The organism is Aureimonas sp. AU4 (assembly GCF_001463765.1).
Classification (GTDB): Bacteria; Pseudomonadota; Alphaproteobacteria; order Rhizobiales; family Rhizobiaceae; genus Aureimonas.
Map to the genome: position 1 here is coordinate 78,773 of NZ_BBWK01000040.1, position 14,551 is coordinate 93,323.

Annotated in this window: 17 protein-coding genes; 14 read left to right on the forward strand and 3 right to left on the reverse strand. The window is 70.8% G+C overall.

The genetic code is table 11. From position 1 onward, the window contains the following. Window positions 1-307: 307 nt before the first annotated feature. Genes coaE through AUL35_RS12600 form a run of 3 tightly spaced genes read right to left on the reverse strand, consistent with a single transcriptional unit; the run spans window position 308 to window position 2,347 of the window. Entirely contained in the window at window positions 308-919 is a 612-nt protein-coding gene (gene coaE / locus AUL35_RS12590) for a dephospho-CoA kinase (RefSeq protein WP_062015278.1), read from the reverse strand. Continuing rightward, window positions 916-1,755 (reverse strand): shikimate dehydrogenase, encoded by an 840-nt coding sequence (locus tag AUL35_RS12595; protein WP_062015279.1) that lies wholly within the window; start codon window positions 1,753-1,755, stop codon window positions 916-918. Before AUL35_RS12595 ends, coaE begins: the two co-directional genes overlap by 4 nt. Further along, entirely contained in the window at window positions 1,748-2,347 is a 600-nt protein-coding gene (locus AUL35_RS12600) for a Maf-like protein (RefSeq protein ID WP_062015281.1), read from the reverse strand. Before AUL35_RS12600 ends, AUL35_RS12595 begins: the two co-directional genes overlap by 8 nt. A 440-nt stretch (window positions 2,348-2,787) precedes the next feature. Here AUL35_RS12600 and hemE point away from each other — a divergent pair, with 440 nt between their 5' ends. The 14 genes from hemE to AUL35_RS12665 all read left to right on the forward strand — a co-directional run. Then, a complete protein-coding gene (gene hemE / locus AUL35_RS12605) occupies window positions 2,788-3,819 on the forward strand; it encodes a uroporphyrinogen decarboxylase (RefSeq protein WP_062015282.1) in 1,032 nt (343 codons plus the stop codon). 93 nt (window positions 3,820-3,912) lie between these two features. Next, window positions 3,913-4,119 (forward strand): hypothetical protein, encoded by a 207-nt coding sequence (locus AUL35_RS22170; RefSeq protein ID WP_156417978.1) that lies wholly within the window; start codon window positions 3,913-3,915, stop codon window positions 4,117-4,119. Between the two features lie 90 nt (window positions 4,120-4,209). Beyond that, window positions 4,210-4,734: a protoporphyrinogen oxidase HemJ gene (gene hemJ / locus AUL35_RS12610; protein ID WP_062015284.1), complete on the forward strand. Its 525-nt coding sequence runs from the start codon at window positions 4,210-4,212 to the stop codon at window positions 4,732-4,734. A 95-nt stretch (window positions 4,735-4,829) separates the two neighbouring features. Further along, on the forward strand, window positions 4,830-5,372 hold the full coding sequence (locus tag AUL35_RS12615) for a gluconokinase (RefSeq protein ID WP_062015285.1): 543 nt from the start codon (window positions 4,830-4,832) through the stop codon (window positions 5,370-5,372). 470 nt (window positions 5,373-5,842) lie between these two features. After that, window positions 5,843-7,108: a transcription termination factor Rho gene (gene rho / locus AUL35_RS12620; protein ID WP_062015286.1), complete on the forward strand. Its 1,266-nt coding sequence runs from the start codon at window positions 5,843-5,845 to the stop codon at window positions 7,106-7,108. 61 nt (window positions 7,109-7,169) lie between these two features. Then, window positions 7,170-7,853 carry a hypothetical protein gene (locus AUL35_RS12625; RefSeq protein WP_062015288.1) on the forward strand — a complete coding sequence of 228 codons (684 nt, stop codon included), beginning with the start codon at window positions 7,170-7,172 and terminating at the stop codon, window positions 7,851-7,853. After that, window positions 7,850-8,338, forward strand: a complete 489-nt coding sequence (locus tag AUL35_RS12630; RefSeq protein ID WP_062015289.1) for a YbaK/EbsC family protein — start codon at window positions 7,850-7,852, stop codon at window positions 8,336-8,338. Before AUL35_RS12625 ends, AUL35_RS12630 begins: the two co-directional genes overlap by 4 nt. 41 nt (window positions 8,339-8,379) lie before the next feature. Continuing rightward, a complete protein-coding gene (locus tag AUL35_RS12635) occupies window positions 8,380-8,802 on the forward strand; it encodes a DUF3830 family protein (RefSeq protein ID WP_062015291.1) in 423 nt (140 codons plus the stop codon). Further along, entirely contained in the window at window positions 8,799-10,097 is a 1,299-nt protein-coding gene (mnmE, locus tag AUL35_RS12640; RefSeq protein WP_062015293.1) for a tRNA uridine-5-carboxymethylaminomethyl(34) synthesis GTPase MnmE, read from the forward strand. The genes AUL35_RS12635 and mnmE overlap by 4 nt, the downstream gene beginning before the upstream one ends. A 10-nt stretch (window positions 10,098-10,107) precedes the next feature. Beyond that, on the forward strand, window positions 10,108-10,650 hold the full coding sequence (locus tag AUL35_RS12645; RefSeq protein ID WP_062015294.1) for a GNAT family N-acetyltransferase: 543 nt from the start codon (window positions 10,108-10,110) through the stop codon (window positions 10,648-10,650). Window positions 10,651-10,683: 33 nt separating this feature from the next. Next, window positions 10,684-12,579: a tRNA uridine-5-carboxymethylaminomethyl(34) synthesis enzyme MnmG gene (gene mnmG / locus AUL35_RS12650; RefSeq protein WP_062015296.1), complete on the forward strand. Its 1,896-nt coding sequence runs from the start codon at window positions 10,684-10,686 to the stop codon at window positions 12,577-12,579. Further along, entirely contained in the window at window positions 12,563-13,342 is a 780-nt protein-coding gene (gene rsmG / locus AUL35_RS12655) for a 16S rRNA (guanine(527)-N(7))-methyltransferase RsmG (protein WP_062015297.1), read from the forward strand. The genes mnmG and rsmG overlap by 17 nt, the downstream gene beginning before the upstream one ends. A gap of 54 nt (window positions 13,343-13,396) precedes the next feature. Continuing rightward, on the forward strand, window positions 13,397-14,209 hold the full coding sequence (locus tag AUL35_RS12660; RefSeq protein ID WP_062015299.1) for a ParA family protein: 813 nt from the start codon (window positions 13,397-13,399) through the stop codon (window positions 14,207-14,209). A 28-nt stretch (window positions 14,210-14,237) separates the two neighbouring features. Then, on the forward strand, window positions 14,238-14,551 hold a 314-nt coding region (locus AUL35_RS12665; protein ID WP_192847088.1), incomplete at its 3' end, for a ParB N-terminal domain-containing protein.

Sequence of the window (14,551 nt, forward strand, 5' to 3'; positions counted from 1 at the left end):
CCAAGATAGATCACTCGATGGTAGTTCCCGGCTTCCTACAATCCCCACAGGATGCATGCTGTAGACCGGAAGAAAAGACTCCAGCAGGCGAGTGTTCGGGTTGCAGAGCTAAGAACAAGGGTTACCTTCTCTGCTTCCCCGCGCGATCCAACGAACGACCGCTTTGGAAGGCGATACGCAGTCTTTCGGGACGTCGAAGATCGGTGGAAACCCGCCCGTAGACGCATCCGGTTCGGACTATCGGCCGTCCGGTTGTGGCTTGGATCGCCTTCGGCGCCATGTCGTGCGTCTGCGCCGTGGGCGGCCGTCAGGCCGGGCCGGGTTCGGGTCGTGCAGGCTCGCGCAGCTGCCGCACGATCGCGGCGACCTGCGTGCGGGCGTGATCCAGCCCCTCGCCCGTCTCCACCACGAAGTCGGCGCGCCGCCGCTTCTCGGCGTCGGGCATCTGCTGGGCGAGGATGGCGTCGAAGCGCGCCGCCGTCATGCCGGGGCGCGCCATCACGCGCTCGCGCTGCACGGCCTCGGGCGCCGAGACCACCACGACGCGGTCGACCCGGCGCTCGCCGCCGGTCTCGAACAGGAGCGGGATGTCGAGAACGGCGGCGGGCGCGCCGGCCGCCTCCGCTTCCCGCAGAAAGGCCGCCTCCTCCTCGCGCACCATCGGATGGATCAGCGCTTCCAGCCGCTTCAGGGCGGTCGGGTCGCCGAGGACGCGGGACCCCAGCCGCGCACGGTCCACCGCGCCGGTCCCGTCGAGGACGCCCGGAAACAGCGCCTCCACCAGCGGCGCGGCGCGGCCCCGGTAGAGCCGGTGGACGGTGGCATCCGCGTCGTGGACCGGCAGGCCCTCGTCGCGGAACATCGCGGCCGTGGTGGACTTGCCCATGCCGATCGAGCCGGTGAGGCCGAGGCGGATCATGGGCGGGCGATATCGGCAAGAACGAGCCGGCGCAGGTCCTCCGTCACGACCGGGCGCCGTCCGAACCAGCGCTCGAAGCCCGGCACCGCCTGATGCAGAAGCATGCCGAGCCCGTCCGCCCTCGCAAGGTCCCGCGCGCGGGCCGCGCGCAGCACCGGCGTCTCCAGCGGCACGTAGACGATGTCGGTCACGAGCGCGCCGTCCGGCAGCGCGGAAAGGTTGGGATCGGCCTCGCCCGGCGCGACGGGCCGCGTGTTGACGAGAAGATCGACGGCGGGAAGCGTCGCGCCCTCCTCCCCCTGCCCGATCCCGCGCACGCGCGCGCCGAAGCTTGTCGCCAGCGCCTCGGCGCGGCTCGGCGTGCGGTTCGACACGGTGACGCGCCCGACGCCCGCCTCCAGGAGCGCGTGGACGACGCCCCGCGCGGCGCCCCCGGCGCCCAGCACCATCGCATGGCCGGCCGCGCGCCAGCCGGCGAGGCGCTCGTCGAGGTTGGCCGTGAAGCCGTAGGCGTCGGTATTGCCGCCGACGAGCCGGCCGCGTTCGAACCAGAGCGTGTTCACCGCGCCGATCGCCTCCGCCGCCCCGTCGCGGCGCTCCGCGGCCGCGAACGCCGCTTCCTTGTGGGGGATCGTCACGTTGCCCCCGGCCCAGCCGCATTGCTGCAGGCCCGCGAAGAAGGCGCCCGCCCGCTCCGGCTCGACCGCGACACGCTCATAGGAGCCGGCGAGCCCCGTCTCGCGCAGCCAGGCGCCGTGGATCAGAGGCGAGCGCGAATGATGGATCGGCCAGCCGCAGACGAAGGCACGAGGCCCCGCGGACGACAGGTCAGACATCGATCTCTCCCAGAGCGCGCAGCTCGGCCAGCAGCGGCAGCAGCGGCAGGCCGATGATCGTGAAGAGATCGCCCTCGATCCCGCTCATCAGCCGCACGCCCGGCCCCTCGATCTGGTAGGCGCCGACCGAACTCAAGGCCGCTTCGCCGGCGAGCGCGAGGTAGCGCCCGATCTCGGCGGGGTCGAGCGCGCGCATGGTGAGGCGCGCGGTGGAGACGTGGCGCCAGAGCGTTTGCCCGCCTCGGACGAGCGCCACCGCGCTGTGGAGCTCGTGCGTGCGGCCTTGCAGCTGGAGAAGCGCGCGGCGCGCCACCTCCATGTCGGCGGGCTTGTGCAGCGTCCGGTCGCCGAGCGCCAGGGTCTGGTCGGCGCCGATCACGAGGGCTTGGGGAAAGCGCTCCGACACCTCGCCCGCCTTCGCCTCGGCGAGGACCTCGGCCACCATGTCGGGCGTGGCGCCGCTTTCCTTCAGCGGCGCCTCCAGCGCGCGCTCGTCGAGCCGCGAGGGATGGACCGAAAAGCGCAGCCCCGCGTTTTCGAGGAGCTGGCGGCGATGGACGCTGCCCGACGCCAGGACGATCTCGGATGCCATGGGTCTCTCCTCGACGGGGTTTCGGCCTGACCGCTCCTGTCGCACGGACTCGATTCGGGGGTCCAGCGCAAGCGCAGCGCCGCGTTGACCCCGTGATTCCGACCCCCCTGTGGGCGAAGGCGGACAAAGGGGGGACTTGTCCCAGGGGGTCCCGGCGGCCCTGTGCGTGCGTGACGATTCATCCCCAAATGCGTGACGGGTCCGCTTGTGGAGGCCTGCTTGTGGACAACGGGCACGAAGAGGCGAATCCGAGGCGCGGCGGGGGCTTGCCGGCGGATCGGCGCGCCCTTGTTTGATCGGGCCGGTGAATTCCGGCTATCCACCGACTCTAAGAATCAGAATCCCTCTTTAAAGGGATTTCTTTTTTGAAGAGGCGCCCCGGGAAAACGGCGGCAGCCAGCCCGTCGGCCTCGAGCCGTTCCCTTCATCGAGGACCCGCGATGACCGAGCGAACCCTTCTTCGCGTTCTCAGCGGCGAGACCGTCTTCCCCCCGCCGGTCTGGCTGATGCGTCAGGCCGGGCGCTACCTGCCGGAATACCGCGAGACGCGCGCGCGGGCCGGATCGTTCCTCGACCTGTGCTACGACCCGGCGCTGGCCACCGAGGTGACGCTCCAGCCGATCCGGCGCTTCGGCTTCGACGCGGCGATCCTCTTCTCGGACATCCTCGTCATCCCCGACGCGCTGCGCCGCAACGTGCGCTTCGTGCAGGGCGAGGGTCCGCAGATGGATCCCCTGTCCACGCACGAGATCCGCGACCTCGATCCCAGCCATGCCGACACGCATCTCGCCCCGGTGATCGCGACGGTGGCGCGCCTTCGCGCCGAGCTGCCGGCCGAGACCGCGCTGATCGGCTTCTGCGGCGCGCCCTGGACGGTCGCGACCTACATGATCGCCGGCCACGGCACGCCGGCGCAGGCTCCCGCCCGCCTCTTCGGCTACGAGCATCCGGAGGCCATGGACGAGCTGCTCGCGCTTCTGGCCGAGATGAGCGCCGACTATCTCGTGCGCCAGCTCCAGGCGGGCGCGGACTGCGTCCAGATCTTCGACAGCTGGGCCGGGGTCCTCGACGAGGCGAGCTTCCGGCGCTGGAGCATCGCGCCGACGCGCCGCATCGTGGAGCGCGTGCGCGCAAGCGTTCCCGGCGCGCGCATCATCGGCTTTCCCAAGGGCGCCGGCGCGATGCTGGAGGCGTACCGCGAGGGAACCGGCGTCGATGCGCTCGGTCTCGACTGGGGCGTCTCGTTCGGGCAGGCGCGCGCGCTCCAGCGCGGCGGCGCCGTGCAGGGCAACCTCGACCCCTTGCGCCTGATCGCCGGCGGCGCGGCGCTGCGCGGGGGCGTGCGCGCGATCCTCGAGAACCTCGGGCAGGGCCCGCTCGTCTTCAACCTCGGCCACGGCATCACGCCCGAGGCGCCGATCGCACATGTGGAGGAACTGCTGCGTCTTGTGAGGCACACGGCGCTGTCCTGAGGCTGAATTGCGGCCGGCTGAGACAAGTTGTCGTCCCAGACGGGAACCAAGCAGCCTTCCGAACGATTTTAAGCGCAATGGAGGCACGGTGCCGTGACCAGAACCCCGCGCGATCAGCCCACATCCAAGCAGGAACAGACCGTGCGAGAGCTTGCCGGAACGCTTACCAACCAGGGTCTCCAGGGAAAGGTGCGACAGGCCCTGAGCCACACGCGCAGCTTCCGCATCGAGGACGACCTGCCCGAATCCCTGCGCCGGAAGCTCGATGAGCTCGACCGCGCCATGGAGGCGCGCCAGTAAGGCGACCCTTCCGGACCCGCCGTCCGGCTTGCCGCCCCGGGCGGTTCTCGACTAGGGGCTGAGGCTCCCGTTCTTGCCCGGAAGCCTCCCATGTCCGCCGCCCTCCCCGCCTCCAAGGACCGCTCGGTCCTCTTCGTGCTCCTCGCCGGCCTCGCGCTGGCGCTCGTCCTGTTCCTGTTCGCTCCCCTGGAAGCGCAGCTGTGGATCACTGCGCTCCACGTCGTGGCGGTGATCTCCTGGATGGCGGGCATGCTCTACCTGCCGCGCCTCTTCGTCTACCACACCGAGGCTGGCGCCAATGCTCCCGAGGCGCGCACCTTCACGGTGATGGAGCGCCGCCTGATGCGCGGCATCATCAACCCCGCCATGGTGCTGACCTGGGTCGCCGGCCTCTGGCTCGCCTCCAAGGTCTACGGCTTCCAGGGCGGCTGGCTGCACGCCAAGATCACCCTCGTCGTCCTGATGACGGGCCTCCACGGCTATCTTTCGGCCTCGCGCAAGCGCTTCGAGCGCGGCGAGATCACGAAGTCGTCGCGCCACTGGCGCATCGTCAACGAGGTGCCCGCCGTCCTCATGGTGCTGATCGTGATCCTGGTGATCGTGAAGCCCTTCTGAGGCGCCCGCTGGACTTCGGCGGGGGATGGGCGATCTTCTGAGCTTGCCGCCCCTCGTGCGGCCCCCTCCCGTCCATCCCGTCACCGGAGTTCGCGATGCCCTCGTCCCCGCCCAAGCGTCCCGTCTGTCTCGTGGTGATGGGACCCTCGGGCGTCGGCAAGACCACGATCGCCAAGCTTCTCTCCCAGCGCCTCGGCTGGCACTTCGCCGAGGCCGACGACTTCCACCCGCCCGCCAACGTCGAGAAGATGCGCGCCGGCGTGCCGCTCACCGACGAGGACCGCTGGCCCTGGCTGCGTCTCATGCGCGATTGGATCACCGAACAGGCGGCCTCGGGCCAGAACAGCGTCGTCACCTGCTCCGCCCTGAAGCGGCGCTACCGCGACATCCTGCGCGAGGCCGAAGCCCAGGTGCGCTTCGTCGAACTCGCCGGCACTCCCGACCTCGTGGGACGGCGCATCGCCGGGCGAAGCCACGCCTACATGCCCGCCTCGCTCCTCACCTCCCAATACGCCACCCTTGAGCCGCTGGCCGCGGACGAGGACGGCCTCCAGGTCTCCGTCGAGCGCTCCCCCGAGGACATCGTCGCCGACACGCTGCGCCGCCTCGAGATCCAGCCCGTCGGCGCGCGCGTCTGACGCGGGGCCAATCGTAGGTCGTGGCGGGGCTGCCGCCCCGGGCCCCGTCCGGGAATGGCTTCCCGGACCCTGTCTTTCGTTCGGCGACATGTCCCCATCCGGGAAGGACCACAGGCCCTTCCCGGATGGGGAAACCTCTTCGAGAGAAGGAGGGTGCAGGGGAATCATTCCCGTCCTTGGGACGGGCGAGACCGGTGGCTCGCCCAAGCCGGGGTCGAGGGACGGTAGCCCCGCCGCGGCCCGCAAGCGCCCCGCGCACCGCCGCTTGCGCGTCGGCGCGGCTGCGGCTATATGTCGGGGCGTATCCCGCCTTTCGGCTGGGGTCTGGTCCGGCCTTGCGCTGCGACCGCCCGGCCATCTTCATCGCAGCCGTCTGACGCGTTCGTACCGGCCCGATTGCCTTTCCCGCCTGAATATCCCTGTCTCGCGCCCCTCCCTGTCTCGCGCGGACGTTGGGTTGGAGTATCCGAATGCCTGAGATCAAGCTCCAGGACCTGAAGCACAAGACGCCCGCCGACCTCGTGGCCTTCGCGGAGGAGAACGAGGTGGAGAACGCGAGCGTCCTGCGCAAGCAGGAGCTTCTGTTCGCGATCCTGAAGCGCTTGGCGGCGCAGGAGATCGAGATCATCGGCGAGGGCGTGGTCGAGGTGCTGCAGGACGGCTTCGGCTTCCTGCGGTCTCCTGAGGCCAACTATCTGCCGGGTCCCGACGACATCTACATCTCGCCGTCGCAGATCCGCCGCTTCTCGCTGAAGACCGGCGACACGGTGGAGGGCACGATCCGGGGACCGAAGGACGGCGAGCGCTATTTCGCGCTGCTGAAGGTCAACACGATCAACTTCGACGACCCAGAGAAGATCCGGCACAAGAGCCACTTCGACAACCTGACGCCGCTCTACCCCAACGAGCGCTTCAAGATGGAGCACCTCGACGCGACGAAGAAGGACCTGTCGGCGCGCGTGATCGATCTGGTCGCCCCGCTCGGCAAGGGCCAGCGCGCGCTGATCGTCGCCCCGCCGCGCACCGGCAAGACCGTGCTCCTCCAGAACATCGCCCACTCGATCACGGCGAACCATCCGGAGTGCTACCTGATCGTGCTGCTCATCGACGAGCGGCCCGAAGAGGTCACCGACATGCAGCGCTCGGTGAAGGGCGAGGTCGTGAGCTCCACCTTCGACGAGCCGGCGACGCGCCACGTGCAGGTGGCCGAGATGGTGATCGAGAAGGCCAAGCGCCTAGTCGAGCACGGCCGCGACGTCGTGATCCTCTTGGATTCCATCACGCGCCTCGGCCGCGCCTACAACACGACCGTGCCGTCCTCCGGCAAGGTGCTGACGGGCGGCGTCGACGCCAACGCCCTCCAGCGCCCGAAGCGCTTCTTCGGCGCGGCGCGCAACATCGAGGAGGGCGGCTCGCTCACCATCATCGCGACCGCGCTGATCGACACGGGCTCGCGCATGGACGAGGTGATCTTCGAGGAGTTCAAGGGCACCGGCAATTCCGAGCTCGTGCTGGATCGCAAGGTGGCCGACAAGCGCATCTTCCCGGCCATGGACATCCTCAAGTCCGGCACGCGCAAGGAGGACCTCCTGGTGCCGCGCCAGGACCTGCAGAAGATCTTCGTGCTGCGCCGCATCCTGGCGCCCATGGGCACGACCGACGCGATCGAGTTCCTCAACGACAAGCTCAAGCAGACCAAGTCCAACTCAGACTTCTTCGACTCCATGAACACCTGATCCCTCGCCCCCCGTGCGGTTCGCCCCATCTTCGGGGCGAGCGACGGATCGGGGGACGGGCATGGACGAACGGCACGACGACGGCGAGGGGCTGACGCTTCTCGCCGTCCTGCGTTCGGGCGGGCGCTACGACGCCCGCTGGATGGAGCGGCTGGCGCACGGGGCCCGCGCGCATATCCCGGGCCTTCGTCGCGTCGTGTGCCTGACCGACCTCGACATGGCGGTGGAGGGCGTCGAACGCGTGGCGCTGAGCCACGACTGGCCGCGCTGGTGGGCGAAGTTCGAGGCCTTCCGGCCGGGGCTCGCGAGGGGCACGACGCTGCTCTGCGACCTCGACACCGTTTTTGCGGGCGATGCCTCGCCGCTTGCCGAGCCGGGCCTCGCGGCGATGGAGGACCACTTCCTGAAAGGGCGCGTGTCGAGCGCGCTCCTGCGCTGGCGGGGCGACGAGCTCGCCTTCCTCTACGAGCGCTTCGCAGCCGATCCCGAGCGCTGGATGGAGCCCGGCTCCTGCGGGCCCGTGCCGAACTCGGTGCACGGCGACCAGGTGGTGATCGACCATCTTCTGCGCGAGCGGGACTTGCGTCCGGATTTCCTGCAGGCGCGCTATCCCGCGCTCCTCGACTTCTACGATCCCGCCAAGCGCGATCCTGGCCCCGTCGTGATCTTCATCGGGGATTCGAAGCCCGACAATGCCGTGGGGCCCGTCGCGCGGCTGTGGGCCGGCGAGGCGCTGGCGGCATGAGCGGCGAACCCGACGACCTGCCCGAGGCCGTGCGCCGCGTCGAGATCGCCGCCCTGTCGCGCACCCTGCCCTTTCGCGTGGTGCGCACCGCCACCATCGCCCGCACGGCGGAGGAAGCCGCCGCGGCCGTCAGCGTCGAGGTGGGCCAGATCGTGAAGAGCCTCGTGTTCCGCACGAGCGAGACCGACCGCGCGGTTCTGCTTCTGGTCTCGGGCGCGAACCGCGTCGATACGCGCAAGCTCGCAGCCCTTCTCGGCGAGCCGGTGGAGCGGCCCGACGCCGACTTCGTGCGCGAGCGCACGGGCTTTGCGATCGGCGGCGTCGCGCCGCTGGGCTCGACCCGGCCCCTTCCCGTCTACATGGACCGGACGCTCATGGGCTTCGACGTCGTCTGGGCGGCCGCCGGCACGCCTTTCCACGTCTTCGAGACCGTGCCCGAAGCCCTGCGGGTCGCGACTTACGCCGAGGTCGTCGCCTTGAGCTGAGCCGTGCTAAGCGGGGGCCGGACCTGTTCGAAAGTGCCTCGATGCTCCTTCAGCCCGACTGCCGCGTCGTGATCGACGACACGCCGTTTCCAGCCCGCTTCACGCCCGAGCGCGCCCCCCGAACGGTCGCGGCCATGCGGGCCGTGCTGCCCTACGCCGAGCGCGTCATCCACGTGCGCTGGTCGGGCGAGGCGGTGTGGATCCCGCTCGGCGCCCACGACTTCGGCCTCGGCTACGAGGACGCCACCTCGCACCCCGCGCCCGGCGAGATGATCCTCTATCCCGGCGGCGTGTCGGAGACCGAGATCCTTCTGGCCTATGGCGCCGTCGGCTTCGCCTCGAAGGCCGGACCGCTCGCGGGCAATCCGTTCCTGCGCATCCTCGGCGACCTCGACACGCTGGCGGCGCTCGGGCGCGAAACGCTGCAGACGGGGGCGAAGGCGATCCGCATCGAGGCGCTGTGACGTTGGACGACACGATCGCGGCCCTTTCCTCCGGCCAGCTTCCCGCCGGCATCGCGGTTCTGCGCCTGTCGGGGCCTGCCGTGCGCGCGGCGCTGGAGGAACTCGCCGGCGGCGTGCCGGAAGCGCGCCGGGCCGCCTTGCGCCTCTTTCGCGACGCGGCGGGCGAGCCGATCGATCGCGGTCTCCTTCTGTTCTTTCCCGGTCCCGCCAGCGTCACCGGCGAGGATCTGGCCGAGTTCCACCTTCATGGCGGGCGCGCGGTGGTCGCCGCGATGCTCAAGGCCCTCACCGCGCGGCCCGGCGTGCGGCTCGCGGAAGCCGGCGAGTTCACGCGCCGTGCCTTCGGCAACGGGCGCATCGACCTGACGGAGGCCGAAGGGCTCGCCGACCTCCTGTCGGCCGAGACCGAGGCGCAGCGCGCCCGCGCCTTCCGGCAGAGCGCGGGCGAGTTCCGCGAGCTCGCCGAGGGCTGGATGCGCCGTCTGCTGCGGGCGCGCGCCCTGATCGAGGCCGAGTTCGACTTTTCCGACGAGGGAGATGTCGGCGAGAGCGCGGCCCGGGGCGTCCGGGCCGAGGTGGAGGCGCTGCGCGCCGACATCGAGCGGCGTCTCGGGGGCGCACGGCGCGGCGAGATCGGGCGCGAGGGGTTTCGCGTCGCGATCGCCGGTGCGCCCAATGCCGGCAAGTCCAGCCTCCTCAACGCCCTCAGCGCCCGCGAGGTCGCGATCGTCTCGCCGGAAGCGGGCACGACGCGCGACCTCGTGGAGGCGCGCCTGGATTTGCAAGGCCATGCCGTGATCCTGACCGATACGGCGGGCCTGCGCGAAACGGATGGGCTGGTCGAGCGCATCGGCATCGAGCGGGCCCGCGCGGCGGTCCGCGAGGCCGACCTCGTCCTGTCGCTCGCCGAGCCGAATGCTGCCTTCGAGACGCTGGAAACCGCCGCGCCGGTCTGGCGCCTGCGCACCAAGGCGGACCTTGCGGCGACGACCGGCGAGGACACGCTTTCGGTCGCGAGCGGCCGGGGGCTCGATGCGCTTCTCCAGCGGATCGCGGTGGCCGCGCGCGAGGCTGCGGGCGATCCCGCCGAGGTCGTGCCGACGCGCGAGCGCCACCGGCTGGTTCTGGCCGAGACCGCCGCGATCCTTGGAACCTACGACCCCGGCCGCCAGCCGCCCGAGGTCGCGGCCGAGACGCTGCGCGCGGCGGCAGACCGGCTCGGCGCCCTGACGGGGCGCACCGGCGTCGAGGACATCCTCGGCGTCATCTTCTCCGAATTCTGCATCGGCAAGTGAGCGGACCCCCATGAGCGATCCCCTCCCCGTCCTCGTCCGCGCCGCCGAGCCCGGCGACATCGAGGGCCTGACGGCGCTCATGAACCTGCCCGGCTACCGCCACGGCACGCTGCGCCTGCCCTTCGAGAGCGTGGACGCGGCGCGCAGGCGCCTCTTTGCCGGGAACGCGGACGTCACCTCGCTCGTGGCCGAGCTGGACGGCCGCATCGTCGGCAACCTCGGCCTCTGGCGCCAGCCGGGGCGGCGCTCGCATGTCGGGCGCATCGGCATGGGCGTCCACGACGACTGGACGGGGCGCGGCATCGGCCGCAGGCTCCTGTCGGCCGCGATCGAGACGGCGGACGACTGGCTCGGCCTCCTGCGCCTGGAGCTGTCGGTCAACGTCGACAACGCGCCCGCGATCCGCCTCTACACGAGCCTCGGCTTCGAAACGGAAGGCTGCGAGCGCCGCTCGATCCTGCGCGCCGGCGAACTCGTCGACGCCTACACCATGGCCCGCCTGCGAGAGCCGCCGGGCCGCGACGTCGCGCGGGCGAGCGGCCCGCTCGATTGACACCGGGGGCCCGCTGCGGCTTAACCCCGTTCCATGACACGGGACAATTCAGCTCTTCGCGCCGACGTCGTGGTGATCGGCGGCGGCCATGCGGGCGTGGAGGCGGCCTGCGCCTCGGCGCGCGCGGGCGCGCGGACGATCCTCCTGACCCATCGCTTTGAGACGGTCGGCGCCATGAGCTGCAACCCGGCGATCGGGGGCATCGGCAAAGGCCATCTCGTACGCGAGATCGACGCGCTCGGCGGCATCATGGGCGAGGCGACCGATCGCGGCGGCATCCAGTTCCGCCTTCTCAACCGCTCCAAGGGACCCGCCGTCCACGGGCCCCGCACGCAGGCCGACCGCAAGCTCTACCGCGCGGCGGTGCAAGGCGCGGTGCGCACACAGGCCGGGCTCGAGATCGTCGAGGGCGACGCCTTCGATCTCATTCTGGGCGCGGATCACCGCGTCGAGGGCGTCGTGCTGGCGAATGGCCGGCGCGTTGCATGCGGTGCCGTCGTGGTTACCACCGGCACCTTCCTTCGCGGCCTCATCCATATCGGCTCCGAAACGATCCCGGCGGGCCGGGTCGGCGAGGCGCCCTCGGTCGGCCTGTCGCAAACCTTCGAACGCCTGGGGCTCCGCCTCGGCCGCCTGAAGACCGGCACGCCCGCGCGGCTCGACGGCACGACGATCGACTGGGCGAGCCTCGAGCGCCAGCGCGCCGACGACGAGCCGGTGCCCTTCTCCTATCTGACGACGCGCATCGACAACCCGCAGATCGACTGCGGCATCACGCGCACGACGCCCGAGACCCACCGCATCATCCGCGACAACCTCCATCGTTCGGCCCTTTACGGGGGCATGATCGAGGGGGTGGGCCCGCGCTACTGTCCCTCGATCGAGGACAAGATCGTCAAGTTCGGCGAGCGCGACGGGCATCAGGTCTTTCTGGAGCCCGAGGGGCTGGACGATACGACCGTTTATCCGAACGGCCTGTCCACCTCCCTGCCCGCCGACGTGCAGGACGCCTTCCTGCGCTCGCTGCCGGGTCTTGAGAAGGTCCGCGTGATCCAGCCCGGCTATGCGATCGAGTACGACCATGTCGACCCGCGCGAGCTGACGCGCTCGCTCGAGGTCAAGACGGCGCCCGGTCTCTTCCTCGCCGGCCAGATCAACGGCACGACGGGCTACGAGGAGGCCGCCGCGCAAGGTCTGCTCGCCGGGCTGAACGCCGCGCGCCGGGCGTCCGGCGCCGAGCCGGCGGTGGTGGGGCGCGCCGACGGCTATCTCGGCGTGATGGTGGACGACCTGACGCGCACCGGCGTGTCGGAGCCCTATCGCATGTTCACGAGCCGGGCCGAGTTCCGCCTGTCGCTTCGCGCCGATAACGCTGACCGCCGCCTGACGCCGATGGGCCTCGACTGGGGTCTGGTGAATGAGCGCCGACGCGCCGTCTTCGAGGCGAGCGAAAGCCGCCTGCGCGAGGCGCGGGTCCTGCTGGAGGGCCTCACCGTGACGCCCGCCGAGGCGGCGCGCCACGGTCTGCCGGTGAACCAGGACGGGCGGCGACGCTCGGCCTGGCTCTTCCTGGCCCAGCCGGAGATCGGCTGGGAGCGGCTGGCCGCGATCTGGCCGGAACTCAACGCGGTGGACGCGAAGACGCGCGAGCGCACCGTAATCGAGGCGGGCTACGACGTGTATCTCGAGCGCCAGCGCCGCGACGAGGCGCGGCTGCGCCAGGGTGAGGCCCGGCGCATTCCCGAGGGCTTCCCCTTCGAGACGCTGCGCGGCCTGTCCAACGAGCTGCGCCAGAAGCTGCTCGCGCGCCGGCCCTCAACGCTCGCCGAAGCCGAGCGCATCGACGGCATGACGCCGGCCGCCCTCGCCCTGATCCTCGTCGCCCTCGGGCGCGCCACCGGAAACGAGCCGCATGTCCAGGCCGCCTGAACGCCGAAAGCCCGACGCCGACCGGTCGCCGGCCCGCAAGGCGCCCGCCCGGAAGGCCGCGCCCTCCAAGCCCCGCATGGGGCGCGCGGCGACCGAGGCGAAGCTCGCCGAGGAACGCTCCCTCGTCCTGTCGCGCCACGGTGTTTCACGTGAAACCGTGGAGCGGCTCGACCGCTTCGTCGCGCTTCTGCGCCAGTGGCAGGCGCGCATCAACCTCGTCTCGCCCGCGACCGTTCCCGAGATCTGGACACGCCATATCGAAGACGGGCTGATCCTTGGCGAACTCGGCCGGCGACACCTGCGCTGGGCCGATATCGGCTCCGGCGCCGGACTGCCCGGCCTCGTCCTCGCCATCCTGATGGCCGAGCGCGAGGGGGGGCATGTCGATCTCGTCGAGGCGAACGCGAAGAAGGTCGCCTTCCTGCGCACCGTGCAGCGCGAGCTCCAGCTTCCCGCCACCGTCCATGCCGCGCGCATCGAGAGCTGCGGCGCGGTGCTGGCTGCGGTGGAGGCCGTCTCGGCCCGCGCGCTCGCACCGCTGGACGAGCTTCTGGCGCTCACCGAGCCCCATCTCTCCGCCCGGGCGACACGCTGGTTCCTGAAAGGCCGCGCCCACGAGGAGGAGATCGCGAAAGCCGCTGCCCAATGGCGGCTCGACATGGTAAAGCATCCGTTGATCGAGGACGGGTCGGTGATCCTCGAGATCCGCGCCGCAGAAGCCCTTTCGGCGGCCGCGTCTCCCGCTCCGGCCCCCCATTCCTGACGGCGTGCGCCGGACCCCTTGCGGGCTCGGCCCCAAGGCATCTCGCGAAGACCCATGGACACCATGCCCCCCGCCCATCCCATGCGCGTCATCACGATCGCGAACCAGAAGGGCGGCGTCGGCAAGACCACGACCGCGATCAACCTCGCGACCGCGCTCGCCGCGATCGGCAAGCGCACGCTCCTGATCGACCTCGATCCCCAAGGCAACGCCTCGACGGGCCTCGGCGTCGATCGCGAGGAGCGTGGCGTCTCGTCCTACGACCTCCTCACAGAGCGCGCGAGCGTGACGGAAGCCGCGATGGAGACCGCGGTTCCCGACCTCTGGCTCGTGCCCTCGACGCTCGACCTCCTCGGCCTCGAGATGGAGATCTCCAGCGCGTCGGGCCGCGCCTACCGCCTGCGCGACGCGCTGCACTTCCATGGCGTGGAGCATGCGCTGTTCGACTTCGTGCTGGTGGACTGCCCGCCCTCGCTGAACCTTCTCACGATCAACGCCATGGCGGCGGCGGACGCGATCCTGGTTCCGCTCCAGTGCGAGTTCTTCGCGCTGGAAGGCCTGTCCCAGCTCCTGGAGACGGTGGAGCAGGTGCGCGACACGCTGAACCCGGCGCTGTCGCTGCACGGCATCGTTCTCACCATGTACGACGGGCGCAACAACCTTGCGGCGCAGGTCGTGCGCGACGTGCGCTCCTACATGGGCGAGCACGTCTACGAGACGATCATCCCGCGCAACGTGCGCGTCTCGGAAGCCCCCTCCTTCGGCAAGCCCGCCATCCTCTACGACATGAAGTGTTCGGGCAGCCAAGCCTATATCCGCCTCGCCTCCGAGGTGATCCAGCGCGAGCGCCTGCTCGCCGCCGCCTGACCCCATGACGCAGCAGGACAAGTCCACCATGAGCGACGACAAGGGCCGCCAACGCCTCGGCCGGGGCCTCGCCTCCCTGATCGGCGGCGCGCCGACCTCGGCCGCCCCGCCGCGCGCGGGCAGCCCGGCCCTGCCCTCGCTGCGCGGCGCCCCGCCGCCTGGTGAGCGGCGCGTGTCGACCGGCGAGCTCGACCCCAACCCGCGCAACCCGCGCAAGACCTTCCACGAGGCCGACCTCGCGGAGCTCACGGATTCGGTGCGCCGCCATGGCGTCGTCCAGCCGATCCTCGCGCGTCGCGTCGGGCAGAGGCTCGAGATCGTGGCGGGCGAGCGGCGCTGGCG

Coding starts and splice junctions, on each gene's coding strand:
- coaE (WP_062015278.1), bottom strand. CDS start 919: ATGATCCGCCTCGGCCTCACCGGCTCGATCGGCATGGGCAAGTCCACC.
- rho (WP_062015286.1), top strand. CDS start 5,843: ATGCCTGAGATCAAGCTCCAGGACCTGAAGCACAAGACGCCCGCCGAC.
- AUL35_RS12595 (WP_062015279.1), bottom strand. CDS start 1,755: ATGTCTGACCTGTCGTCCGCGGGGCCTCGTGCCTTCGTCTGCGGCTGG.
- AUL35_RS12615 (WP_062015285.1), top strand. CDS start 4,830: ATGCCCTCGTCCCCGCCCAAGCGTCCCGTCTGTCTCGTGGTGATGGGA.
- mnmG (WP_062015296.1), top strand. CDS start 10,684: ATGACACGGGACAATTCAGCTCTTCGCGCCGACGTCGTGGTGATCGGC.
- AUL35_RS12600 (WP_062015281.1), bottom strand. CDS start 2,347: ATGGCATCCGAGATCGTCCTGGCGTCGGGCAGCGTCCATCGCCGCCAG.
- hemJ (WP_062015284.1), top strand. CDS start 4,210: ATGTCCGCCGCCCTCCCCGCCTCCAAGGACCGCTCGGTCCTCTTCGTG.
- AUL35_RS12645 (WP_062015294.1), top strand. CDS start 10,108: ATGAGCGATCCCCTCCCCGTCCTCGTCCGCGCCGCCGAGCCCGGCGAC.
- AUL35_RS12630 (WP_062015289.1), top strand. CDS start 7,850: ATGAGCGGCGAACCCGACGACCTGCCCGAGGCCGTGCGCCGCGTCGAG.
- AUL35_RS12625 (WP_062015288.1), top strand. CDS start 7,170: ATGGACGAACGGCACGACGACGGCGAGGGGCTGACGCTTCTCGCCGTC.
- AUL35_RS12635 (WP_062015291.1), top strand. CDS start 8,380: ATGCTCCTTCAGCCCGACTGCCGCGTCGTGATCGACGACACGCCGTTT.
- hemE (WP_062015282.1), top strand. CDS start 2,788: ATGACCGAGCGAACCCTTCTTCGCGTTCTCAGCGGCGAGACCGTCTTC.
- AUL35_RS12660 (WP_062015299.1), top strand. CDS start 13,397: ATGGACACCATGCCCCCCGCCCATCCCATGCGCGTCATCACGATCGCG.
- rsmG (WP_062015297.1), top strand. CDS start 12,563: ATGTCCAGGCCGCCTGAACGCCGAAAGCCCGACGCCGACCGGTCGCCG.